This is a genomic window from Modestobacter marinus (genome assembly GCF_011758655.1).
GTDB lineage: Bacteria > Actinomycetota > Actinomycetes > Mycobacteriales > Geodermatophilaceae > Modestobacter > Modestobacter marinus.
This window is the reverse complement of the sequence record NZ_JAAMPA010000001.1, coordinates 1,221,711-1,243,937: the sequence shown is the minus strand read 5'-3', so window position 1 is coordinate 1,243,937 and position 22,227 is coordinate 1,221,711. Positions and strand designations below refer to the sequence as shown.

Sequence of the window (22,227 nt, the reverse complement as noted above, 5' to 3'; positions counted from 1 at the left end):
CACGCCAGCGACGCTCGACGACCCGAGGACGGTCGGTCGCCGGGCAGTCTCTCGACGGGCGATGCCGGCCACGTCGCCCACCGTCGGCCGAGGGGTGGTGGCGAGCCGATCTGGGCCTCAGCTCGGGGTGGTCGGTGGTGGGCTGCTGGTCGACCCGCGGCCGTGGTCCCCTGTTGCCGTCGGTGGGGTCGCAGGAGCGGCGACCAGCTCGAGGAAGTGGTCCAGGATGTCGACGACCGGCAGGTCGTGGTCGTGCAGCCACTGCAGTTGCAGGCCGTCGAGCACAGCGGCCAGGAGCGCGCCGACGTGCTCCGGGTCGATGTCGCCCCGCACTGCACCGGCGGCGACGCGGGACCGCATGTACTCGGTCATGGCGCTGCGGACCTGGGCGTAGCGCTCGACGAAGTAGTCGTGCGCGGGATGAGCGGGCCGGGCCGCGGCGGCGGTCACCTCCAGCCACAGTCGGACGAGCTCTGGTGCGGCCTGGCGCTCGGTGACCAACTCGGCGATCAGCGGCGCGAGCCGGTCCTCGTCGCTGGTGGTGGCGCGCTGAGCGCGATCGCGTGCGCTCTCCTCGGCATCGCGCTGCTGCAGCAGCGCCACGACCAGGTCGTCCTTGCTGCGGAAGTGGTGGAGCAGTCCGGCGTGGGTCATCCCGGCGCGAGCGGCGATGTCCCGCAGGGACGCGCCGTCCACGCCGTGCTCGACGAAGCTGTCGCGCGCCGCACGCAGGATCGACTGTCGCCGCTCGCCGGTCCGCACGTTCGGACCCCGCTGCCGCCCCACGGTGACTCCTCACCCTGCCCTGGCGCCCGCCGGACCTCGGGGCGAACCGCAGGGTAGCGGTCGCAGGCCGCGGCTCGAGCCGGCCGCAGGAGCAGGTAACGGCGAGGTAACGAAGGGGGTCGCGACCTTGGGTCGCCCAACGCCTGTGACCTACGTTACGACTATCACTTACCAAGTGGTTAGCAATAGCGTCGGTTGACGCGTGTGTGCGCCGTTGCCGGCCACCGCGCCACCCCCGAACCTGAGGACGCACGTACATGACACGCAAGCTCGACAGGCGGGCTCGGCGGTCTGCCGCAGCGGTGACCGCCGTGGCCTTCGCCCTGGTGCTGCCAGCCGTTCCCGCGGGAGCCGCGCCGGTGGGGACCGCCCCTGCGGACGACGGCAGGACGGTGGCGAAGGAGATCTCCGACGAGGGCATCGTGCTGCTGGAGAACGAGGCTGCGCTGCCCCTGAGCAAGGGGACCCGGCTGTCGGTCTTCGGGTCCACGCAGGTCGCGCCGTTCCTCGGCGGTGGCGGCTCGGGCTCCGTCATCGACGCCGGTGGTGTGGGGTTCCTCGACGCGTTGCGCCAGGAGGGATTCGAGGTCAACGAGCCGCTCGCGACCCGCTACCAGACGTGGTGGGACGAGGGCATCGACGGCAGCTTGCCGGGCAAGGAGCAGGACTACCGGCCCGTGAGCGACACCGGCGGTGCGTTCGACGAGTTCGGGATCAACTCCGTCGCCCGCGCGGAGATGGAGGTCCCCGCCGACGTCCTCGCGGCGGCCAGCGACTTCTCCTCGACAGCCGTCGTCGTGATCGGCCGCAACGGCAGCGAGGTCCACGACCCGCGGCTGGGTGACCTGGAGCTGTACCCGGCCGAGCGGGCGATGATCGACGCCGTCGCCTCGAGCTTCGGCGAGGTCGTCGTGCTGTTCAACACCGGCGTCGCGCTGGAGATGGGCTTCCTCGAGGAGCACGACTCCATCAAGGCCGCAGCGGTCATCTGGACCCCGGGGCAGGCCGGCATGCTGTCGGTCGCCGACATGCTCTCCGGTGACGTGAACCCGTCGGGCAAGCTGCCGCACACGATCGCCCACCGGACCGAGGACCACCCCTCGACGGTGAACTTCGGCGACTTCGTCAAGCCCGGCAGCGAAGCGGGACTGGACAAGTACTACGTCCAGTACGAGGAGGGCATCTACGTCGGCTACCGCTACTTCGAGACCTTCGACGTGCCCGTCCAGTTCCCCTTCGGGCACGGCCTGTCCTACACCAGCTTCGACCGGGAGGTCCTCGACGTCGACCACGGCCCCGACGGGCTGTCCGTGGCGACCAGGGTCACCAACACCGGCGACGTGCCCGGCAAGGACGTCGTCCAGGTCTACGTCGAGGCGCCCGACGGCGAACTGGAGAAGCCGGCCAAGGAGCTGCGCGCCTTCGGCAAGACCGATGTGCTCCAGCCCGGCGAGTCGCAGATCGTCACCACGACCGTGGACACCTACGGCCTGAGTTCCTGGAGTGAGGAGCGGGGCGCCTACCTGCTCGACGCCGGGGAGTACACCGTCCACAGCGGGGCCTCCGTGCAGGACGTCGACGTCGCGGGGAGCTTCCGGCTGCGCGAGCCGGTGGTCATCGAGGAGGACCCGACGACGGGCGTCCCGTTGGAGAACCGCTTCGCCGAGGTGGGGGAGGGCCTGACGGTCCTGTCCCAGGAGGACCCCACGGGCACGGCCCCCACCGCGCCGGCCACGGGCACGCGGACGGTGCCCAACACCAGCCCGCTCGGCTCCGGCTTCAACGCCCAGGGCTCCGGGAACCCGCCGGGCTTCCTCAACGAGCCCGGCGCCATGCCCGCGCTGGTCGACGGGAACCGGGTCGCGATGTCCCCGGAGCAGGGCCCCGCTCCGATCCAGCTCACCGACGTCCACGCCGACCCCACGCGCATGGACGCCTTCCTCGCTCAGTTCACCGACGCCGAGCTCGTGGCGATGCAGCTGCAGGGCGGCTTCAAGACCCTCGGGTTCGACCGCCTCGGCATCCCCGCCACCGATGCCACGGACGGGCCGGCGCAGGTGAAGGCCCCTGCCGGCAGCGGCCGGCCCAACGGGACGGGCTTCCCGGCGGCGTCCATGGTCGCGGCGACGTGGAACACCGAGCTCGCCCACCGCTACGGTGCGGCCGCCGGCGCGGAGGCCCGCGCCCTCGGTGTCGACGCCTGGTACGCCCCCGGCGCCAACACCCACCGCAACCCCATGGGCGGCAGGAACTTCGAGTACTACTCCGAGGACCCGCTGCTCGGCGCCGGGATGATGGCCAACGTGGTCGTCGGGGCCGGCGAGCAGGGCGTCACCACGGTCGTCAAGCACTTCGTCGGCAACGAGCAGGAGCAGAACCGGCAGGGCGTGGAGACCTACGTCTCCGAGCGTGCCCTGCGGGAGATCTACCTCAAGCCGTTCGAGTACGGCGTGAAGGCCGGGTCGCTGGGGATCATGGCCTCGTTCAACCGGCTCGGTGAGACGTGGGTCGGCGCGACTCCCGAACTGCTCCAGGGCGTCGTCCGCGGCGAGTGGGGCTTCGACGGGTTCGTGGTCTCCGACATCTGGATCTCGCCGTACATGAACGCCGTCAGTGCCTCCGCGGCCGGTACCGACCTGATGCTCAGCATCCCGGGCCAGGGCTACAACCGGCAGGGGCTGGCCGACTTCTCCCGCGCGCTCACCAAGGAGCCGCAGAGCACCCGAGCCGCGCTGGAGGCCAACGCCCGGCACGTCCTCCAGTTCGTCGTGACCACGCCGGCGTTCTCCGCGGTCCTGGGATCGACGGAGAACACGACCAGGGCCCTCGACCCCGGGGCGCTGCCGTTCGACAGCTCGACGGAGTCGGGCAGTGGCATCGTCGACCTGGCGGGCCTGCGCCGGGCCCTCGCCGAGTACCGCGCGCAGGGGAGTGTGTCCGGGCCCGTGGCGGCGCAGCTGACGGCAGCGCTCGATGCCGCGGTCCGGCACGCGGAGCGGGGGCGCCCGCAGGACGTCCGACAGGTCGAGCGGTTCATCGAGCGGTTCATCGACCGGCTCGAGGACCCGCGCGGGAAGAGCACCGTCAGCGACGAGGCGAGGGAGCGGCTGAGCAGGGGGGCCGCGGCCGTCCTGCAGAGGTCGGCCGGGGACTGACCCGGGGACGCGTGCGGCGGGGGTGCCGGTGCTCCCCCGCCCCACGGGTCAGAGCGGGACGGCGAGGCCCTCGGGGCTGGGCTGGGCCAGCGCCTCGGCGATCGCCTCGGGCATGGGCGCCAGCCCGGTCCCGGCCAGGACGACGTCCCGGGCGAACCGGTGCCAGCGCTGCGACCGCCGGACCATGCCGTGCCCGCCGACGATGGTGAACCGCGCGACCCGCGCCTTCGCCCGCCGGGCCCGGACGGCGAACTCCGCGGACAGCCGCGCCGGCACCCAGCGGTCGCCGCGGCCGTGCAGGATCACCACCGTCTGGCCCCCCAGGTGCATCACCGGCTCTCCGGGTGGGGTCCACGGGGCGAGCGCACAGACCGCGGTCACCGAGGGCTCCCCGCCCGCCCGGAGCGCGGCGCGGCCGCCCATCGAGTGCCCGACCAGCACGATCGGGACGTCGGTGCCGTGCTCCTCGCGGAGCTGCCCGATCGCCCAGCGGACGTCCTGGTAGGCGTCGGCCGCTTCCCCGTTCCAGCCGGCCACCCGGTACCGCAGCACCGCGGTGGCGATGCCCTGGTCGGCGGTGGTGCTGTGCACGTACTGCTCGAAGGCCCGCATCCGCACCAGCGAGAGCGCCCGGGTCTTCGGCGGCTCGACGCTGGCGGGGGTGCCACCGTGACAGAACAGGGCGATGCCCCGGGTCTCCCCGACCGCCGGCCGCTGTTCCAGCTCCGGCGAGCGGGGGTCGGGGCGGTCGGCGTCCGGGCTGGGGGATTCGGTCACGACGTCCTCGGGGGTGGGAGCTGCGGTCAGCGGCGGCGCTTGCCGCCCAGCTTCACACGCGCCTTCTCGCCGAGGTCGCCGGCCTTGAGCAGGCCGTTGCTGATCGCGGAGGGGCCGCGGCGCTTCTCCAGGGTCTGGCCCAGGTTGCGCAGCACCGTGGTGGCCAGCGGTGCCAGGACGGTGAGGATGACCCACATGCGGAAACGGCGGGTGAGGAAGAGCCACATGAGGAGCACTCTGCCCTGATCCGACGGTCGTCAACCCAGGGGGCAGCAGGATGATCACCACGGGCTGAGGGCGGTCTCGCTCGACCGGAGGCAGCCCTCAGCCCGTGATGATCACGGCGGGTCAGGACGGGTCGGGGGCCAGCCGGACGACCATCTTCCCGGTGTTCCCGCCGCTGAGCAGCGCCCGGAACGCCTCGACCGCGTCGTCCAGGCCCTCGACCACCGTCTCCCGGGCGACGACCGAGCCGTCCCGCAGCCACCCCGACACCGCGCCGACGAACTCCGGCCGCAGGTCGGCGTGGTCGCCCACGATGAACCCACGCAGCGTCAGCTGCTTGCCGACGATCAGCCCGAGGTTGCGCGGCCCGGGCGGTGCAGAGACGGCGTTGTAGCCGGAGATCGACCCGCACAGCGCGGCCCGGCCGTACGTCCGGAACGCGCCGATCGCCGCCTCCAGGTGCTCACCGCCCACGTTGTCGAAGAAGAGATCGATTCCGTCGGGCGCGGCGGCGCCGAGCAGGTCGGGGACGGCGCCGTCGTGGTAGTCGAACGCCGCGGAGAAGCCCAGCTCCTCGCGCAGCCAGCGCACCTTCTCCGGCGACCCGGCGCTGCCCACGACCCGCGACGCCCCGCGCAGCCGGGCGAACTGGCCGACCAGGCTGCCCACCGCCCCGGCCGCGCCGGAGACGAAGACGGCGTCCCCCTCCCGGAAGTCGGCCAGCCGGAACAGCCCCGCCCAGGCGGTGAGCCCGGGCATGCCGAGCACGCCCAGGTACAGCGACAGCGGCAGGCCGGGCAGCGGCTCGACGACGGAGACGTGCCGGGCCGGGACGACGGCGACGTCCCGCCAGCCCAGCCCGTGCAGCACCAGCGCGCCCTCGGGGACGGCGTCCGAGCGGGACGCGATCACCTGCCCGACCGTCCCGCCCTGCATCGTCTCGCCCAGCTCCCAGCTGGCGGCGTAGGACTTCGCGGCGCTCATCCGGCCGCGCATGTACGGGTCGACCGACATCGCGATGGTCCGCACCACGACCTCGCCGTCCGCCGGGTCCGGTCGTTCGGCCGACACCAGCCGGAAGTCCTCGGCCACCGGCTCGCCGTGCGGACGCCGGACCAGCTGCCACTCGCGCGTGGAGATGCTCATCGCGGGAAGTCCGGCTCGTTGCGGGGGATGACGAACACCTCGGGCACGAAGCTGGTGTCCGGCATGGTGACCATGGTCAGCACCATCCGGGCCACGTCGGACGGCGGCATCATCCGGTGCGCCGGGATGCCCCAGCGCTCCATCATCGGGGTGTCCATCGCGGCCGGCACGATGCTGTGCACCCGCGCCGGGAAGGGGACCTCGGCGCCGTCCGGCCCGACCGTCCCCTTCTCCCGCAGCTCCCGCTGGATGCACCGGGTGGCGCTGCGGAAGGCGGCCTTCGAGCTGTTGTAGGCGATCGCACCGCTGCCGGAGGTCACCGCCGACAGCGACGTCACGTGCACCACGTCGGCGAGGGTGTCGGCCGGGCGGTGCTGGACGGTCTTGAGGAACTCGCTGGTGAGGAAGACCGGGCCCTCGCAGTTCACCGCCTGCACCATCCGGTAGTCGGCGAGGTCGATGTCGGTGATGTAGCCGGGACGGTCGATGCCCGCGACGTTGACCAGCAGGTCGAACCGGTCACCGTGCCGGGCGAACAGGTCGGCGACCACCCGGCGGCGGGCGTCGTCGTCGGTGACGTCGAGGGCCACCACCTCGGCGTCCCGGCCGATCTGGGCGCGGGTCTTCTCCGCGCCCTCGGTGTCCACGTCGCCCAGCGCGACCGTGGCTCCGGCCTCGGCCAGGGCGATCGCGACCGCGCGGCCCAGGCCGCTGGCCGCACCGGTCACCAGGGCCACCCGGCCCGCCAGTTCCGCTGTCATGTGTCTGCTGTCTCCTCCACGTCGGCGGCGCCGCCTTGCGCCCCCGCCACCTTCGCGCAGGGCGGACCGCCGTGCAGGACGGAGTTCCCTCCCCCGCGTCCGACGCCCGGGCCTCCTCGATAACGTCGGGCGTCGTCCCACCAGTCGAGGAGGCCTGCGATGGACGTGCTGCGCACACCCGAGGACCGGTTCACCGACCTGCCGGAGTTCGGCTACGAGCCCCGGTACGTCGAGGTGGACGACGGGGAGGGCGGCCGGCTGCGGGTCGCCGTCGTCGTCGAGGGGCCCGACGACGGCGAGACGGTGCTGCTGATGCACGGGGAGCCGTCCTGGTCGTTCCTGTACCGCCGGATGATCCCGGCGCTGACGGCGGCCGGGCTGCGCGTCGTCGCCCCCGACCTGGTCGGCTTCGGCCGCTCCGACAAGCCTGCCGAGCTGACCGACTACACCTATGCCCGGCACGTCGAGTGGATGCGGCAGGCGCTGTTCGACGAGCTGGCGCTCACCGACCTGACCCTGGTGGCGCAGGACTGGGGCGGCCTGCTCGGCCTGCGGCTGGTGGCGGAGAACCCCGACCGGTTCGCCCGGGTGGTCGTCGCCAACACCGGCCTGCCCACCGGCGACCACCCGATGAGCGAGGCGTTCCTGGCCTGGCAGCGGGCCGCGGCCGGCATGACGGACATGAAGGTCGGCCGGATCGTCTCCAACGGCACGGCGACGGAGATGGCGCCCGAGGTGGTCGCGGCCTACGACGCCCCCTTCCCCGACGGCCGGTACAAGGCCGGTGCCCGGGTGTTCCCGTCGCTGGTGCCCACCAGCCCCGACGACCCGGCGGCGGAGGCCAACCGGGCCGCCTGGGGGGTGCTGCGCACCTGGGAGAAGCCCTTCCTCACCGCCTTCTCCGACAGCGACCCGATCACCGGCGGCGGCGACGCGGTGTTCCGGAAGCTGGTGCCCGGCGCGCAGGGCATGCCGCACCCCACGCTGGCCGGGGGTGGGCACTTCCTCCAGGAGGACGTCGGCCCGCAGCTGGCCCAGGTGACCGTCGACCTGATCGCGGCCACGCCCCGGTAGCGACGTTGCGCCGCCGGCACCGGGAGGGTCCGCCGTGTCCGTGCTCATCACCGTGGTGGGGGTCTGGCTGGGGTACGCCTACGTGCGCCTCGTCAGCCGGCGCCTCGGTCTGACGGATCGGCGTCGCTGGCTGCTGCTGGCGCCCGTGTGGGCGGCCTACGTCGTCGTGCTGCGCACCGCGGACACCGCGGACCCGGGCCCGCGGGCGGTGCAGGCGTTCGCGCTCGCCGCCCTTCTCGGCACCGCGGTCGACGTCGTCCGGGGTCTGTGGTCCCGGCGGGGCGCGAGGCGCGGCCGGCGGTCCGACACCGGCGTGAGCCCCTGACCTCGACCTGTCCGCCCCGCGGGGCAGGCCGCCCGGACGGGACCCGGGCCGGTGTCGGGGGAGCGCGGGCCGCCGGGCACAGTGGGCGCGTGGCCCCCGACGAACTGTTCGCCCAGCTCCGCCGCGAGCCCGACGTCGACGCGCCCGAGCTGGTCGCCGTCGACGCCACCGACCGCCTGCTGCTCGACGAGGCCGCCGAGCTGATCGGGCAGCACCCGGACGGCGTGGTCGTGATCGACGACTCGCACGGTGCGCTCACCCTCGGCGCGGTGGCGCTGCACGGCGCGACCGGCGTCCGGGTGCACCAGGACCTGCTGGTCGGTGAGCTGGCCCTGGCGCGCAACGCCGAGCGCACCGGGCACGCCGGCACCTACCGGTCGCTGCCGCTGGGGGCCGAGCTGGTGCGCGGGGCCCGGGTGGTGCTGGCGCAGGCGCCCAAGGGGCTGGACGCGCTGCGCGAGCTCGCCGAGGTCGTCGCCGCCGACGCCGATCCCGACGTCACGTTCCTGGTCGGCGGGCGGGTCAAGCACATGACCCACGCGATGAACGACGTCCTGGCCGAGAGCTTCCGCGAGGTTCACGCGACCCGGGGCCGGCAGAAGTCCCGGCTGCTGGTCGCCCGGGGGCCGCAGCCGGGAGCGTCGTCCTTCCCGGTCTGCCGGGAGCACCCCGACCTCGGGCTCACCGTGTGCGCCCACGGTGCGGCCTTCGCCGGCGCGAAGGTCGACCGCGGCACCCGGGCGCTGCTCCGGTCGCTCCCCGGCGCCGTGCCGGACGCCGGGACGGCGCTGGACCTGGGCTGCGGCACCGGGGTGCTGGCCGTGGGCCTGGCCACCGCCCGGCCCGGGCTGTCCGTCCTCGCCTCGGACCAGTCGGCGGCGGCGTGCGCATCGGCCACCGCGACCGTCGCCGCCAACGGGCTGACCGGCCGGGTCACGGTCACCCGGGACGACGCCGCCGGCAGCGTGCCCGACGGCAGCGTGGACCTCGTGGTCTGCAACCCGCCGTTCCACCTGGGGGCCGCCGTGCACGCCGCCGCCGCGGAACGGCTGTTCGCCGCCGCGGCCCGGGTGCTGCGGCCGGGCGGTGAGCTGTGGTGCGTCTACAACAGCCACCTGCCGCACCGCGACGCCCTGCGCCGGATGGTCGGCCCCACCCGCCAGGTGACCCGCGACCCCACGTTCACGATCACGGCCAGCACGCGACGCTGAACCCCCTGGTGGCGCCCCGCCGGCCCGAGGACCCTGCAGGGGCATGACCACGACACCACCGGCCCCGCAGGACGACCTCCCCGACCGCCTGCTCGCCGCCCTGCTGGGCGCCTACGAGGTGGCCGCCGTCGCGCTCGGCGACCGGCTCGGCTGGTACCGCTCCCTGGCCGACGGCGGACCGGCGACGGCGGCCGAGCTCGCCGCCCGCACCGACAGCGACGCCCGCTACGCCCGGGAGTGGCTGGAGCACCAGGCGGTCTCCGGCTACCTCGACGTCGCCGACGTGCACGCCGACCCCGAGTCCCGCCGTTACCCCCTTCCCGACGCCCACCGCGCCGTGCTCGTCGACGAGCTGGACCCGGGTCACATGACGCCGCTGGCCCGGTTCACCTCCGCCGTCGTCCGGGGCGTCCCGGCGCTCACGCAGGTGTACCGCGGCCGGCGCACCCTCTCCTGGGCCGACCTCGGTGACGAGGTGCGCGACGCCCAGGCCGCCGCCAACCGGCCGCTCTTCCTCGGGCCGCTGGTCGACGAGCTGCTGCCCGCGGTGCCCGGCCTGGACGCCGCCCTGTCCGCCGGCGGCCGGGTGGCCGACATCGGCTGCGGGCACGGCTGGTCGGCGATCGGCATCGCGCGCCGGTGGCCGCAGGCGCGGGTGGACGGCTTCGACGTCGACCCGCCGTCCGTCGCGCGGGCCCACCAGCACGCGGAGGCCGCCGGGGTGGCCGACCGGGTCTCCTTCCGGACCGACGACGTCGCCGTCCTGGTCGACGACCCGGAGGGCCCCGGGCAGCTCGACGGGGCCTTCGACCTGGTGGCGGCCTTCGAGTGCGTGCACGACCTGCCCCAGCCGGTGCCGGTGCTCCGGGCGATGCGCCGGATGGTCCGGCCGGGCGGCACGGTGCTGGTCATGGACGAGGCGGTCGCCGAGGAGTTCACCGTCCCCGGCAGCGAGGTCGAGCGGCTGATGTACGGCTACAGCCTGTTCTGCTGCCTGCCCGACGGTCGCGCCCACGAACCGTCGGTGGCCACCGGGACGGTGATGCGCCCGGGGACCCTGCGGACGTACGCCCGTGCGGCCGGCTTCGCCGACGTGGAGGTGTTGCCGCTGGACAACGACTTCTTCCGGTTCTACCGGCTGGTCGGGTGACCCGGCCGGCCCGTCCTCAGTGGCCGCTGCCGCCGCGGGAGACGACCGGCGGGAGGGTCGACCACGGGAAGTCGATCCAGGCGTCGGTCCGCTTCCAGGCGTAGTCGCACGTCACCAGCGAGCGCGGCTTCTCGTAGACCACGGCGGTGCGCACCTCGGTGACGTGGCCGGCGCAGAACTCCGTGACCAGCTCCAGGGTCTTGCCGGTGTCGGCGACGTCGTCGGCGATGAGCACCTTCGCCCCGGTCAGGTCGACGACGTCGAGGGTCGGCGGCAGCACCACCGGCAGCTCCAGCCGCTCGTCGACGCCGGTGTAGAACTCGACGTTCATCACGAACAGGTTCTTCACGTCCAGCGCGTAGCCCAGCGCGCCGCCGAGGAAGAGCCCGCCGCGGGCGATGGACAGGATCAGGTCGGGTGCGAAGCCGCTGTCGGCGACCTGCTGCGCCAGCTCCCGCGCCGCCCGGCCGAAGTCCTCGTAGGTCAGGGTCTCCCGCTCGTCGCTCATGGGGAGAGCGTGGCAGGCCGCGGGCGGCAGACCCACAGGCCCGGTGAACATGTGGTGCACAAGACGACTGTGGACGGCCCGTCGCGCCGGGTGTTGCGGTGGTGTTGTGATACGCGACTCGGCTGCACTCCGCCGCGGGCCGGTCGACAACGCAGGTACGGCAACTGCGCCGTCGACGACGGGGAGCACGGCATGGGCACACGACCACGGGACGTCCTCACCAGCGGGGGGCTGCGCCAGATCCGGATCAGCACCCGGCTCCTGGCGCTGGTGCTGGCCGCCGTGGTCGGCATGGGCACCATCGCCGTCATCGGGGCCCTCCAGGTGCGCCAGACCATCGAGGCGGAGCAGCGCAACAAGGCGCAGTCCGCGGTCGAGGCGGTGCTCGGCGTCGTCGCCTTCTACGGCGCCCAGGAGAGCAGCGGCGCGCTGACCCGCGAGCAGGCGCAGGCGCAGGCCAAGACGGCCCTGAGCGGGCTGCGGTACTCCGGTGAGGAGTACTTCTGGGTCAACGACATGGACCCGACGATGGTCATGCACCCCATCAAGCCCGAGATGGACGGCACCGACCTCTCCGGCAACACCGACCCGACCGGCAAGGCGCTGTTCGTGGAGATGGTGGACGTCGTCGAGCGCGACGGCAGCGGCTTCGTCGAGTACATGTGGCCCAAGCCGGGCGAGGAGGAGCCGCAGGCGAAGATCTCCTTCGTCGCCGGCTACGAGCCCTGGGGCTGGGTCGTCGGTTCCGGTCTCTACGTCACCGACCTGAACGGCGCCTTCGTGGACCACCTGCTCTCCATGGCCCTGTGGGCCGCGCCGGTGGTGCTGGTCATCGTGCTGATCTCCCTGCTGGTGTCGCGCAGCGTCACCCGGCCGCTGCGCCGGATGACCGACGTCCTGGCGGCGGGCGACCTGCACGAGCGGCTGGACACCGGCGCCGGGCGGAACGAGCTCGACCAGCTCGCCGGGGCGCTGAACACCACGCTCGAGCGGGTGGCCGACGTGGTCGGGGAGGTCGGCGAGGCCTCCCGGCTGCTGGAGGGTGCGGCGCAGACCCTGTCCGCCACCGGCGCGACGATCGCCGGTGCCGCCGAGCGGTCGACCGGGCAGGCCGACACGGTGACCGCGGCCGCGAAGGAGGTCAGCACCTCGATCGACGCCGTCGCCACGGGGGCGGAGGAGATGGGTGCCTCGATCCGGGAGATCGCGCACAACGCCGCCGAGGCCGCGCGGGTGGCCGGGAGCGCGGTGACCGCGGCGGAGAGCGCCAACCAGACGGTGGCCCGCCTGGGCGAGTCCTCGGTGGAGATCGGCAACGTGGTCAAGGTGATCACCTCGATCGCGGAGCAGACGAACCTGCTGGCGCTCAACGCCACGATCGAGGCCGCCCGGGCCGGTGAGGCGGGCAAGGGCTTCGCGGTGGTGGCCAACGAGGTGAAGGAGCTGGCCCAGGAGACGGCGAAGGCCACCGAGGACATCGCCCGACGGGTGGAGGCCATCCAGGCCGACACCGACAGCGCGGTCGGCGCCATCGGCGGGGTCACGTCGGTCATCGCCCAGATCAACGACTACCAGACGACGATCGCCTCGGCGGTGGAGGAGCAGACCGCCACGACGAACGAGATGAGCCGGGCGATCGGCGAGGCCGCGCAGAGCGGGCGGTCGATCGCCGAGACGGTCGCCGAGGTCGCCCGGGCCGCCCAGGAGACCCACACCGGCGTCGCCGAGCTGCAGTCGGCCACCGGCGAACTGGTGCAGATGTCGGCGGGCCTGCAGCGCTCCGTCGACACCTTCCAGCGGTGACCCGCCGGTGCGGCCGGCAGCGCCGGCCGCACCGGCCTCAGGAGCCGGACTCGGCGGAGTGCGACAGGTCGGCCAGGCTCAGCCGGTCCTCCAGCACGGCCTCGGCGACCTCGTCGAGGTCCCGGCCCGTCCCGTAGGCCTGGGCGCGCAGCAGGGTCAGCGCGTCGGTGCTGTCCAGGTCCAGCCCGATGCTGACGAAGCCGACCGCCTGCCAGACCAGTGCGCGGCGACCCGCCGCCGGGGCGTCCAGCCAGGCCGGGCCGGAGTCGGTGCGCGGCTGCCGGTCCATCGCGTCGGCGAAGGTGTCGCTGAGTGCCGTGGTGACGGTGAGCGCATCGGCGAGGCTCAGGTCCCGGACGGAGCCGGGTGGCTCCACGAACAGGTCCAGGGAACCGATGCCCTCCAGCCCTCCGTGCAGCGGCAGGGCGATGATGCCGCGGATCGCGGTGCGCGCGACCACGGCGTCGTGGAAGACCGGCCAGCGGGCACGCAGCTCGGCCTCGTCGGCGAGCACCGGGCTGCCGCTGCGGTGCGCGCTCAGGCACGGTCCCTCACCGACGGTGAACTGCAGGCGTTCGGCGAGGCCGGCCGCCGCGTCGCTGCCGCCCAGCGGCAGCCGCCGGTCGGCGTTGAAGAAGACGCTGAGCCCGGCGCCGGCCACCGGCAGGACCTGCGCGCACGCCCGGGCCAGCCGCAGGGGCAGCTGCTCGGGGCCGGGCAGCTCCCGCTCGGCGGCGGTGACGCGGGCAGCGAACTCGTGCCAGAGGTCCATGCCTCCCTCTCCGGGGCGCAACGACCGCGGTGGAGAGGGCCGGGGCTGGACCGTGCGTCCGGGGCGTCGCTGGGGGCTGGTACCCCCGTGGGTGGCCCCCGCACACCTCCGGAGGCTCAGCAGAACCCGGGGGTGCCCAGCCAGGCGGCCGGGACGTCGTCCCGCAGCACCGTCCCCTCGATCAGCCCGTAGGGGCGGTCGTCGGCGTGGTAGACCACCGCGCCCGGGCCGTCGAGGTCGTTGTCCAGCCCGAACGCCGAGAGGTCCTGCAGGAAGTGGTGCTTGTTCGGCATCGACATCCGCACCTCGGCCACGTCCCGGTGCTGCTCGAGCACCGCCTCGCCCATCGCGTAGAGCGACTGCTGCAGCGCGAGGGAGTGCGTGGCGGCGAAGGTCTCCAGCAGCGTCGCCCGGACGGCGTCGTACGTCGCGTGCCAGTCGACGTCCAGCCCGGTGTACCGCCAGCGGGCGGTGACCGCGGTGGCCAGGATCCGGTCGGTGGTCTCCGGCAGGGTGGTGTACCGGTCGCGGGGGAAGCCCCAGAACTCCGACCCGGTGGTCTTGAGGACGACGAGGTCGCTGAGCCCGGCGAGCACGTGCAGGTCCTCGCCGTCCGCGGTGACCACCGCCGTCCGCACGTCACCGCCGGTGCGGGAGAAGGCGTGGTCGTGCGGCGCCCCGCCCACGACGATCCGGTCCCAGCCGTAGGACTCGATCGCCACCCGGGCCCCGGTGACCCAGTCGTAGCTGCCGGCGAGGTGCCGGGCCAGCCGCAGGCCGAACTCCTCGGGCGAGGCGATCCCGTCCCGGGCGAAGGCGAAGACGGTGTTCTTCTGCGCGTCGGTGGTCAGCACGTGCCCGTTGTCGCCGGTCGTGTGCGCGGCCGCGAAGTCGCCGCGCAGGGCGGTGCTGACGTTCAGGTCGACGAGGGAGTGCCGGGCGGTGGAACGGTCGACCGCGACGACGCGCACCTCCGCCTTCCCGTACTGGTTGGGGCCGAGGACGATCGCCATGCGCGCACTCTCACTCATCTGCGTTGCCGGGATGTTGCACCAGAAGGACCCCCTGCCCCCCACCACTCGCAAGCTCGCGGCGGGACCCTGCAGGGGGCCGTCACGAACCTCGGTAGGTGGAGTAGGCGAACGGGGAGAGCAGCAGCGGCACGTGGTGGTGCTCGGCCGGTTCGCGAACGGCGAAGGTCAGCACCACCTCCGGCCAGAAGGTCTCCCGGCCCAGCCCGGCGGCCCACTCCCCGGTGCCGAAGACGATCCGGTGCGCGCCGGCGGCGGTGGGCTCCTCGGTGAGCCGGCAGCGGCCGTCGGTGTCGGTGACCCCGGAGGCGACCTCGCCGGCGTCGGCCAGCAGCCGCACCGTCATCCCCGCCGCGGGGCGACCGGTCGCGGCGTCCAGCACGTGGGTGGAGACGCTCACGCCGCCTCCTCGCGGGCGCTCGTCAGCCGCATCAGCGGCGCTGCTGCGCCCATCGGTGAGCTCGCGAGCTCGCTCACTGGAGCAGCCCCGCGACGCGCAGGCCGGTGATCTGGGCAAGCTGCTCGGTGACCTCGGCGCGCTCGGTCTCCGGGTCGTTGCCCAGCCGGCGGTGCAGCTCGGCGAGCATCTCCTCGGCCGACCGGCCGGCGGCGCGGACCAGGAAGACCTGGTCGAAGCGCTCCTCGTAGTCGTGGTTGCCCTCGACCATCGCGGCCCGGACCGAGTCCGCGGCGGTGGTCATCCCGCTCTGCTCCTCGCGGGAGTTCCGCGCCTCCGCCGAGGCGCCCTGCATCCGGTCGCCGATCCGCGGGTGGGCCGCCAGCGCGGCGCTCACCTCGGCCCAGGGCAGGGCCCGGCTGACCTCCTCGGCGCGGGCGACGAGTGCGGCGGTGGAGTCGTAGGGGCGGCCGGCGGCGACGGTCGGGGCGAAGGACGGCGCCGCGTTGCAGGTGCGCAGCAGCTCCTCGGCCCGCACTGCCGGTTCGGCGTTGAAGCTGTCCAGCGGGGAGTCGGGCACGGCTGACAGGATGCCAGTCCATGATCCCCGTGGAGCTGTACGACGAGCTCGACCGGCGGCTGGAGCCCGTCGACGCCGCACGGCGGGCTGCCTACCCGGGCGAGTCGTCGACCCGGCAGCCGGTGCACACCTGCTACGTGCCCGCCGACGCCGTCGTCCCCGGGCTGGTCGCGCACTGGGGAGCCGCCGCGCTGGCCGCGCTGGACGAGCACGGCCTGCCCGACCTCGGTCTGGACGCCGGCCTGGTCGAGCAGGTGCTGCCCCGGGTCCTGGCCAAGCTGGCCACCGAGCCGGTCGAGGACCTGCGGGTCGACGCCGAGGACGGCTACCGAGGCCCCCCGGACGCCGAGGACGGCGACGTCACGGCCGCCGCAGCGGTGCTCGCCGCCGAGACCGGGCTGCCGCCCTTCCTGGGGGTCCGGGCGAAGTCGCTGGAGGAGCCGACCCGCCGCCGCGGGGTGCGCTCGCTGGACCTGTTCCTCACCGGCCTGGCCGCGGCCGGCCGGGAACGGGCGATCGTCACGCTGCCCAAGGTGACCGCCGTCGAGCAGGTCGCCGCGTTCCTGCCGGTGCTCGACGCGCTGGAGCAGACCAGCGGGCTGGGCCTGGACCTGGAGCTGCAGGTGGAGACGCCGCAGGCGGTCCTGGGCCCCGACGGGACGACGACGCTGGCCCGGATGCTGCACGCCGGCGGGGGGCGTGTGACCGGCCTGCACTACGGCACCTACGACTACAGCGCCGCGCTGGGCATCTCCGCGGCCCACCAGTCCTCCGACCACCCGGCCGCGGACGCCGCCAAGCAGGCGATGCAGGTGGCCGTCGCCGGCACCGGGGCGCGCGCGGTCGACGGCTCGACCAACCTGCTGCCCGTCGGCACCACCGCCGCGGTGCACGCGGCCTGGCAGGTGCACGCCGGGCTGGTCCGCCGGGCCCTGGAGCGCGGCTTCTACCAGGGCTGGGACCTGCACCCGGCGCAGCTGGTCACCCGCTACCTCGCCACCTACGCGTTCTTCCGCGCGGCCCTGCCGGCTGCGGCGGCCCGGCTGGCCGGCTACGTGAGCCGGGTCGAGGGTGGGGTGCTCGACGAGCCGGCCACGGCCCGGGCGCTGGCCACCGTGGTGCTCCGTGGCCTGGACTGCGGCGCGCTGGACGCCGCCGAGGTCGAGTCGGCCACCGGGCTGGACCGGGCGGCGCTGGACACCCTGGCCGGTCGCCGCCGCTGACCCGGCGGGTGCGCCGTCCGGACGCTCAGCCGGTGGGTCGTCGCGGTTCGTGTCGTCGTGCGGCGGTTCACCCTCCCGGGGGAGTGCCGATGGCGGGGGCGGTTGCCGAGACCTGGTCCGGGTGATCGAGAATGCCAGCAGTTCCCAGGGTCCATCGTCCGTCGAGGGGTGCCGTGTCCGTGCCCGGAGCTCGTCCCGTGCGCTCGGTCGAGCGCGTGCGGGACGACGCCTGCCCCGGCGGACGCGGGCACACGGCAGTCGTGGTCGGCTCCGACGACGGGCTGCTCGACGTGGTCGTCCCGTGGCTGGAGGCCGGCCTCGCCGCCGGCGACGTGACCGTCCTGTCCTGCGCCGAGGAGACCGCCGAGCTGCTGCGCTCGGCGGTCGGGGCCCCGGACACCGAGCTCCTCAGCGATCCCCGGGTCGCGCTGCGCGGCGCCCGGGCCCCGGACGCCGTCGTCGCCACCCGTCGGTTGCTCGACCGGGCCGCCGCATCGCCGTCGGGCTCGCTCCGGGTCCTGGGCGCACCGGAGTTCGGTCCCGATCCCCGCACGTGGCGGGAGGGGCAGCGGTACGAGTCGGTGGTCAACGACCTGCTCGCCGGCTCCCCGCTGGACGCGTTGTGCTTCTACGACCAGCGGCAGCTGTCCGCCGAGGTCGTCGCGAGCGCCGGGCAGACCCACCCCCACCTCCTCCTCGACGGCGTGCGGGTGGCGAGCGCTGGCTACCTGCCGCCGGCGCAGTACCTGCCGGCGCTGCCGCTGCCGCGCGAGCCGATGGAGGACGGGCCGCCCCTCTTCGCCGTCGACGGTGCCGAGGAGCTGGCTCCCCTGCGGCACCAGCTGGCCGCGGTGCTGGCCACCTGCGTGCCCGACCGGGAGCAGGTCGGTGACCTGCACCTGGCGGTCAGCGAGATCGCGGCCAACGCGTTCCGGCACGGCACGCCGCCGGTGTCGGCCCGGGTGTGGGCCTCGCCCGACCGGGTGGTCTGCACCATCAGCGACCGCGGCGCGGGGTTCGCCGACCCGCTGGCCGGCTTCCAGCCCGCACACGGGGACGACCTCTCCCGGGGCGGGATGGGCCTGTGGCTGGCCCGCAAGCTCTGGGACCACGTCGACCTGGTCCCCGGGCCCGGCGGCCTGACGGTCCGGCTGAGCTCACCGCTGCACTGAGCAGCGGCCTCCGTCCTCCGGGTCGCCACCCGCACGGGAACTGCCCGACCGGGTCCTTCAGAACTAAGATGTCCCGATGATCGTGGTGACTGCGGCCGGTGGGCCCACGGGAACGGCGGTCGTGCGGGCCCTCCGCGCCCGGGGCGAGCCGGTGCGCGCCGTGGTCTCCCGGCGGGGCCCCCGGCCGGAGCTGACCGACCTCGGTGCCGAGGTCGTCGTCGCCGAGCTGTCCGCGCCGATGGCCTGGTCGTCGGTGTTCCGGGGTGCGGACGCCATGTACCTGATCTGGCCGAACTTCGACCCCGACGAGGCCGAGGGCGCGGCGGCCCTGTTCGCCGAGGCCCGCCGGGCCGGCCTGCCGCGGATGGTCTACCACTCGGTGATGCGGCCCCAGCTGCGGGTGATGCCCCACCACGCGGGCAAGGACCGCGCCGAGGAGGCCCTGGACTCGAGCGGGCTGCCGTCCTGGCGGGTCCTCCAGCCCTGCTCCTACGCCGACAACCTGGACAGCCAGCTCGCGTCGGCGCAGACCAGCGGGGTGCTCCGCAGCTTCTGGGGCCTGCGGACGGCGCAGTCCATGGTCGACCTGCGGGACGTGGCCGACGCCGCCGCCGTGCTGCTCACCGAGGACGGCCTGGACGGCGGGACCTTCGAGGCGGCCGGCCCGGAGGCGCTCACCGCACCGCGGCTGGCCGAGCTGATCGGTGCCTGGCTCGGCGACGAGGTCGTCGCCGACGACGTCGTCCCCGGGGGCGAGGTGCCCACCGGCTACGCGGCCCGCTGCCAGCGCACCATGTTCGACCACTACCGGGCGCACGGCTTCGTCGGCAGCCCGCGGGTGCTCACCGACCTGCTCGGCCGCCCGCCGCGCACGTTCGCCGACCACCTCGCCGGTCAGCCGCGACCGGGCGAGGAGGCTCCGTGAGCGACCTGCTGGACGACCCGAGTCGCGCCCAGGACGGCGAGGGGGCCGCGGGCGAGGGGGCGGCCGGGGACGCGATGGACGTGATCCTGGCGCAGTGGGCGCAGGAGCGGCCGGACCTGGACTGCTCCCCGATGGGCGTGATCGGCCGGATCAGCCAGCTGCAGCGGGAGGTCTTCCTCGCGCAGCGGGCCACCTTCGCCCGGCACGGGCTCGACGCGCCGTCCTTCGACGTGCTCGCGGCGCTGCGGCGGGCCGGGGAGCCTTACCAGCTGACCCCGACCGCGCTGATGCGCACCGCCCTGGTCACCTCCGGCGCCATCACCCAGCGGCTGGACCGGCTGGAGGAGAAGGGCTTGATCACCCGTGGCCGGAGCGAGGCCGACGGGCGCGCCGTGGTGGTCACGCTGACCGATGCCGGGCGGACGGCGCTGGACGCCGCGCTGCCCGACCACCTCGACACCGAACACGGCATGCTGGCAGCTCTCTCGCCCGAGGAGCGCACGCTGCTGGCCGACCTGCTGCGCCGCTGGCTGATCAGCCTCGGGCGCGTGCCCGGCGGCACGCCCGACCCCAGCTGACCGGCCCGCCCGGCCCGGGCCCGAGCGGCTGGTCGGCCGCTGGGCCCCGGGCCGGGCGGCCGGGCCGGCGGTCAGTTCTCGGTGTCGCCGACCTCCTCGTCGACCTCCTGCTCGGCGTCGTCGACGCCCTCCTCGACCTCGTCGACACCCTGCTCCACGTTCTGCTCGACGCCGTCGTCGACGACGTCGTCTCCGCAGGCCGCGGTCGTCAGTGACGTGGCGACGATGGCGAACGCGGCGAACGTGCGGCGCACGGTCCGGGGGCGGGCGGAGCTGAGCATGAGACCTCCTGGCTCGGGGTGCTGATGACCTGGAGGGGGTGCCCGGTGTCGCCTGCCGGAAACTCGCCGCTGCCGGGCTGCGGCGCGGTCAGCTGTGGTCGTGGCCGTGCGGAGTGGCCTCGTGGACGTCCTCCGGGTGTCCCTCGCGGCGGTCGACGATGGTGAAGCGCCGCCACAGGCCGCTGAGCTGCAGGGGCCGGGCGACGACGGCGGAGTGCACCACGAGCGTGGTGTCGATGCCCCGGGGCTGGGCCATCCGCTGCACCTGCACCAGCGTCGCCAGCCCGGCGGAGTTCATGAAGGTGACCTCGCACAGGTCGAGCCGGATCTGCTTGAGCGTGGGGCCGGCCAGCATCAGGTCGGTCATCTCGCGCACCAGCGGGCGGCGGGCGTGCTCGGTCAGTTCACCGACGACGGCGATCTCGGCGGACTCCGCGTCGTGCGCGGTGACCGTGACCTCGACGTCCGGAGCAGGTTCGTCCATGGCTCCCCGGTTCCCGTCGGTGGCCCAGTTCACTCCTGCGCCGCGGCCCGGGCGAGGAGCAGCAGGCCGTAGGCGGCCAGCGAGGGCCCGTCGGTGAACCGGCCGTCGCGCACCATCGCCCGGAACTCGGCCTCGGTCACGAACGCCGTGCGCATGTCGGCCTCGGTCGCCTCACGGGCGGTGGGGCCGGGGGTCAGGTCGCCGGCCAGCCAGACGTCGAACTCCTGGGTCGCGAGGCCCGGTGCCAGGTCCAGGTGCCCGAGGTGGCTCAGCCGGGCGGCCCGCAGTCCGGTCTCCTCGGCCAGCTCGGCGCGGGCCAGCTCCTCCGCCGTCCCGGCCCCGCCCGCCGGCCAGGTGCCCTGCGGGAACTCCCAGGAGCGGCGGCCCAGCGGGTGGCGGAACTGCTCGACCAGCCAGAACCCGTCCCGCTCGGCAGCGATCACCAGGCCGAAGTCGGGCCGCTCGACGACGGAGTAGACGCTCGGCGAGCCGTCGTCCAGCTCGATGGCGTCCTCGCGCAGCGTGAGCCACGGGTTCCGGTAGACCTCACGGGTGCTCGTCGTCCGCATGGGGCAGAGACTGGCAGAGGAGCGTGGAGGAGGACGCCGATGACGGAACGCAAGCCGCAAGGCGTGTCGTTCGAGAGCTGGGTCGAGCACCAGATCGTGCAGGCCCGCGAGCGGGGGGACCTCGAGGGCCTGAGCGGCGCCGGGAAGCCGCTGCCCCGGCGGGACCGGGAGAAGTCGACCTACGAGTGGGCGCTGGAGTGGGCCCGCCGGGAGGAGGCCGACGTCGCCGCGATGCTGCCCACCGGGCTGGCGCTGCGGAAGGAGCGCGAGGAGCTGCCGGCCCGGGTCGCCCGGCAGCCCACCGAGGAGCTGGCCCGGGCGGTGGTCGAGGCGCACGTCGCCCGGGTCGACCGGTACTACCGGCAGCCGGTCGAGGGCCCGTGGATCCCGGTCGGCATGCCCGACGTCCAGGAGATGGTCGCCCAGTGGCGGCTCGACCGTCCGCCGGCCCTCCCCGCACCCGAGCTGCCGGTGCCCTCGCCGCGCCGGCGGCGGTGGCTCCGGCGGCGGGCGGCCTGACGACCGGTCCGGCTCACCCGCCACCAGCCGGCGTGGGCCCCTCGTGCGGGGCCCACGGTGAGGTCACTCCTCCTCGGCCGGGACCTGGATGTCGACGCTCTCCGCGACGATGTAGTCCTGGCCGGCGAAGTCGGTGTACTCGCCGTCGGGCAGGTCGAAGCCCTGCTCCTCCTCGACCGCGGCCTCGTCGAACCCGCTCTGCACGGTCCCGGTGACGAGGAGGACCTGCCCGTCCTCGAGGACACCCGCGATGTCGGAGCCGACGACGAGCAGCGGTTCGGCGTCGGTCTCCTCGATGCCGCCGATGGCGAAGGAGTTCGGGTCGTAGATCTCCTCCACCGTCGCCGACACGGTCACCTCCTCGCCCACGAACTGGTCCGACTGCTCGTAGAACCCGGAGTCGTAGCTGCCGTTGAAGACCCCGGCATCGACCCCGGCGTCGGCCTCGACACCCTCTTCGTCCAGGAGGTCCCCGGCGCTCCACACCCCGTCGGGGCCCTTGTCGCTGCAGGCGACCAGGGTGAGGGGCGCGAGGCCCACGGCGCCGGCGAGGACGAGCTTCGCGATGGGACGGGTCTGCTGCACGGTGGTTCCTCTCGTCAGGCGGGCACGGGAGCGCCGCCGCAGGACTCGGTCACCACGGTCATTGCCCGAGTCGGCCGTGCCATGCCCGAGCGCGGGAACTCGACGCCAACACGTGACGGACGCGGCCGACCGGCACGTGTCCGCCAGGACGACGGACGGGACCCGGCCTGCCCGGTGCCCGGCCGGGACG

Annotated in this window: 25 protein-coding genes; 11 read left to right on the top strand and 14 right to left on the bottom strand. The window is 74.3% G+C overall.

Annotated features, from left to right (window positions below; all coding sequences use genetic code 11):
* Positions 1-117: 117 nt before the first annotated feature.
* Positions 118-786, bottom strand: a complete 669-nt coding sequence (locus FB380_RS05840; protein WP_166754253.1) for a TetR/AcrR family transcriptional regulator — start codon at positions 784-786, stop codon at positions 118-120.
* A gap of 359 nt (positions 787-1,145) precedes the next feature.
* On the opposite strand from FB380_RS05840, the gene FB380_RS05835 reads away from it, so the two are divergent.
* Positions 1,146-3,941, top strand: coding sequence for a glycoside hydrolase family 3 protein (locus tag FB380_RS05835; protein ID WP_166754252.1), 2,796 nt, complete (start codon positions 1,146-1,148; stop codon positions 3,939-3,941).
* A 48-nt stretch (positions 3,942-3,989) separates the two neighbouring features.
* Here FB380_RS05835 and FB380_RS05830 read toward each other — a convergent pair whose 3' ends face one another.
* The 4 genes from FB380_RS05830 to FB380_RS05815 form a co-directional block, all read right to left on the bottom strand.
* Complete coding sequence (locus FB380_RS05830) at positions 3,990-4,718, bottom strand: alpha/beta hydrolase (RefSeq protein WP_166754251.1); 729 nt, start codon at positions 4,716-4,718, stop codon at positions 3,990-3,992.
* A gap of 26 nt (positions 4,719-4,744) precedes the next feature.
* Entirely contained in the window at positions 4,745-4,945 is a 201-nt protein-coding gene (locus FB380_RS05825; protein WP_166754250.1) for a hypothetical protein, read from the bottom strand.
* Positions 4,946-5,066: 121 nt separating this feature from the next.
* Positions 5,067-6,089 carry an NADP-dependent oxidoreductase gene (locus tag FB380_RS05820; RefSeq protein WP_188959479.1) on the bottom strand — a complete coding sequence of 341 codons (1,023 nt, stop codon included), beginning with the start codon at positions 6,087-6,089 and terminating at the stop codon, positions 5,067-5,069.
* Entirely contained in the window at positions 6,086-6,850 is a 765-nt protein-coding gene (locus tag FB380_RS05815) for an SDR family NAD(P)-dependent oxidoreductase (RefSeq protein WP_166754249.1), read from the bottom strand. Before FB380_RS05815 ends, FB380_RS05820 begins: the two co-directional genes overlap by 4 nt.
* Positions 6,851-7,009: 159 nt before the next feature.
* Here FB380_RS05815 and FB380_RS05810 point away from each other — a divergent pair, with 159 nt between their 5' ends.
* The 4 genes from FB380_RS05810 (at position 7,010) to FB380_RS05795 (ending at position 10,610) form a co-directional block, all read left to right on the top strand.
* Positions 7,010-7,924, top strand: a complete 915-nt coding sequence (locus FB380_RS05810) for a haloalkane dehalogenase (protein ID WP_166754248.1) — start codon at positions 7,010-7,012, stop codon at positions 7,922-7,924.
* Positions 7,925-7,958: 34 nt separating this feature from the next.
* Positions 7,959-8,249 (top strand): hypothetical protein, encoded by a 291-nt coding sequence (locus FB380_RS05805; protein WP_166754247.1) that lies wholly within the window; start codon positions 7,959-7,961, stop codon positions 8,247-8,249.
* An 89-nt stretch (positions 8,250-8,338) separates the two neighbouring features.
* A complete protein-coding gene (locus FB380_RS05800) occupies positions 8,339-9,460 on the top strand; it encodes a class I SAM-dependent methyltransferase (RefSeq protein WP_166754246.1) in 1,122 nt (373 codons plus the stop codon).
* Between the two features lie 43 nt (positions 9,461-9,503).
* Complete coding sequence (locus tag FB380_RS05795) at positions 9,504-10,610, top strand: class I SAM-dependent methyltransferase (protein ID WP_166754245.1); 1,107 nt, start codon at positions 9,504-9,506, stop codon at positions 10,608-10,610.
* A 16-nt stretch (positions 10,611-10,626) separates the two neighbouring features.
* Here FB380_RS05795 and FB380_RS05790 read toward each other — a convergent pair whose 3' ends face one another.
* Positions 10,627-11,118, bottom strand: a complete 492-nt coding sequence (locus tag FB380_RS05790) for a phosphoribosyltransferase (RefSeq protein WP_166754244.1) — start codon at positions 11,116-11,118, stop codon at positions 10,627-10,629.
* Positions 11,119-11,310: 192 nt separating this feature from the next.
* Here FB380_RS05790 and FB380_RS05785 point away from each other — a divergent pair, with 192 nt between their 5' ends.
* Positions 11,311-12,921 (top strand): methyl-accepting chemotaxis protein, encoded by a 1,611-nt coding sequence (locus FB380_RS05785; RefSeq protein ID WP_166754243.1) that lies wholly within the window; start codon positions 11,311-11,313, stop codon positions 12,919-12,921.
* Between the two features lie 37 nt (positions 12,922-12,958).
* Here the strand turns inward: FB380_RS05785 and FB380_RS05780 are convergent, their stop codons facing one another.
* From FB380_RS05780 to uraD, 4 genes are all read right to left on the bottom strand, one after another.
* Entirely contained in the window at positions 12,959-13,693 is a 735-nt protein-coding gene (locus FB380_RS05780; protein WP_188959478.1) for an ANTAR domain-containing protein, read from the bottom strand.
* A 116-nt stretch (positions 13,694-13,809) separates the two neighbouring features.
* Positions 13,810-14,706, bottom strand: a complete 897-nt coding sequence (gene pucL, locus FB380_RS05775) for a factor-independent urate hydroxylase (RefSeq protein WP_166754242.1) — start codon at positions 14,704-14,706, stop codon at positions 13,810-13,812.
* A gap of 100 nt (positions 14,707-14,806) precedes the next feature.
* Positions 14,807-15,124 (bottom strand): hydroxyisourate hydrolase, encoded by a 318-nt coding sequence (gene uraH / locus FB380_RS25320; RefSeq protein WP_166754241.1) that lies wholly within the window; start codon positions 15,122-15,124, stop codon positions 14,807-14,809.
* Between the two features lie 73 nt (positions 15,125-15,197).
* A complete protein-coding gene (gene uraD, locus FB380_RS05765) occupies positions 15,198-15,701 on the bottom strand; it encodes a 2-oxo-4-hydroxy-4-carboxy-5-ureidoimidazoline decarboxylase (protein WP_166754240.1) in 504 nt (167 codons plus the stop codon).
* A gap of 20 nt (positions 15,702-15,721) precedes the next feature.
* Between uraD and FB380_RS05760 the strand changes: the two genes are divergently transcribed.
* From FB380_RS05760 to FB380_RS05745, 4 genes are all read left to right on the top strand, one after another.
* The gene (locus FB380_RS05760; RefSeq protein WP_166754239.1) at positions 15,722-16,924 is read left to right on the top strand and encodes a DUF6986 family protein; all 1,203 of its coding nucleotides are present in this window, start codon (positions 15,722-15,724) and stop codon (positions 16,922-16,924) included.
* Positions 16,925-17,184: 260 nt separating this feature from the next.
* Entirely contained in the window at positions 17,185-18,096 is a 912-nt protein-coding gene (locus FB380_RS05755) for a sensor histidine kinase (protein WP_166754238.1), read from the top strand.
* A 76-nt stretch (positions 18,097-18,172) separates the two neighbouring features.
* On the top strand, positions 18,173-19,021 hold the full coding sequence (locus FB380_RS05750) for an SDR family oxidoreductase (protein WP_166754237.1): 849 nt from the start codon (positions 18,173-18,175) through the stop codon (positions 19,019-19,021).
* Positions 19,018-19,599: a MarR family winged helix-turn-helix transcriptional regulator gene (locus FB380_RS05745; protein WP_229681745.1), complete on the top strand. Its 582-nt coding sequence runs from the start codon at positions 19,018-19,020 to the stop codon at positions 19,597-19,599. Before FB380_RS05750 ends, FB380_RS05745 begins: the two co-directional genes overlap by 4 nt.
* Before the next feature lie 71 nt (positions 19,600-19,670).
* Here FB380_RS05745 and FB380_RS05740 read toward each other — a convergent pair whose 3' ends face one another.
* The 3 genes from FB380_RS05740 to FB380_RS05730 form a co-directional block, all read right to left on the bottom strand.
* Positions 19,671-19,880: a hypothetical protein gene (locus FB380_RS05740; RefSeq protein WP_166754236.1), complete on the bottom strand. Its 210-nt coding sequence runs from the start codon at positions 19,878-19,880 to the stop codon at positions 19,671-19,673.
* Between the two features lie 88 nt (positions 19,881-19,968).
* The gene (locus FB380_RS05735; protein WP_166754235.1) at positions 19,969-20,364 is read right to left on the bottom strand and encodes an STAS domain-containing protein; all 396 of its coding nucleotides are present in this window, start codon (positions 20,362-20,364) and stop codon (positions 19,969-19,971) included.
* A 29-nt stretch (positions 20,365-20,393) separates the two neighbouring features.
* Positions 20,394-20,933 (bottom strand): NUDIX domain-containing protein, encoded by a 540-nt coding sequence (locus FB380_RS05730; protein WP_166754234.1) that lies wholly within the window; start codon positions 20,931-20,933, stop codon positions 20,394-20,396.
* 39 nt (positions 20,934-20,972) lie between these two features.
* Here FB380_RS05730 and FB380_RS05725 point away from each other — a divergent pair, with 39 nt between their 5' ends.
* On the top strand, positions 20,973-21,452 hold the full coding sequence (locus tag FB380_RS05725; protein ID WP_166754233.1) for a DnaJ family domain-containing protein: 480 nt from the start codon (positions 20,973-20,975) through the stop codon (positions 21,450-21,452).
* Positions 21,453-21,515: 63 nt separating this feature from the next.
* Here FB380_RS05725 and FB380_RS05720 read toward each other — a convergent pair whose 3' ends face one another.
* Positions 21,516-22,037 (bottom strand): hypothetical protein, encoded by a 522-nt coding sequence (locus tag FB380_RS05720; RefSeq protein WP_166754232.1) that lies wholly within the window; start codon positions 22,035-22,037, stop codon positions 21,516-21,518.
* Between the last annotated feature and the right edge of the window lie 190 nt (positions 22,038-22,227).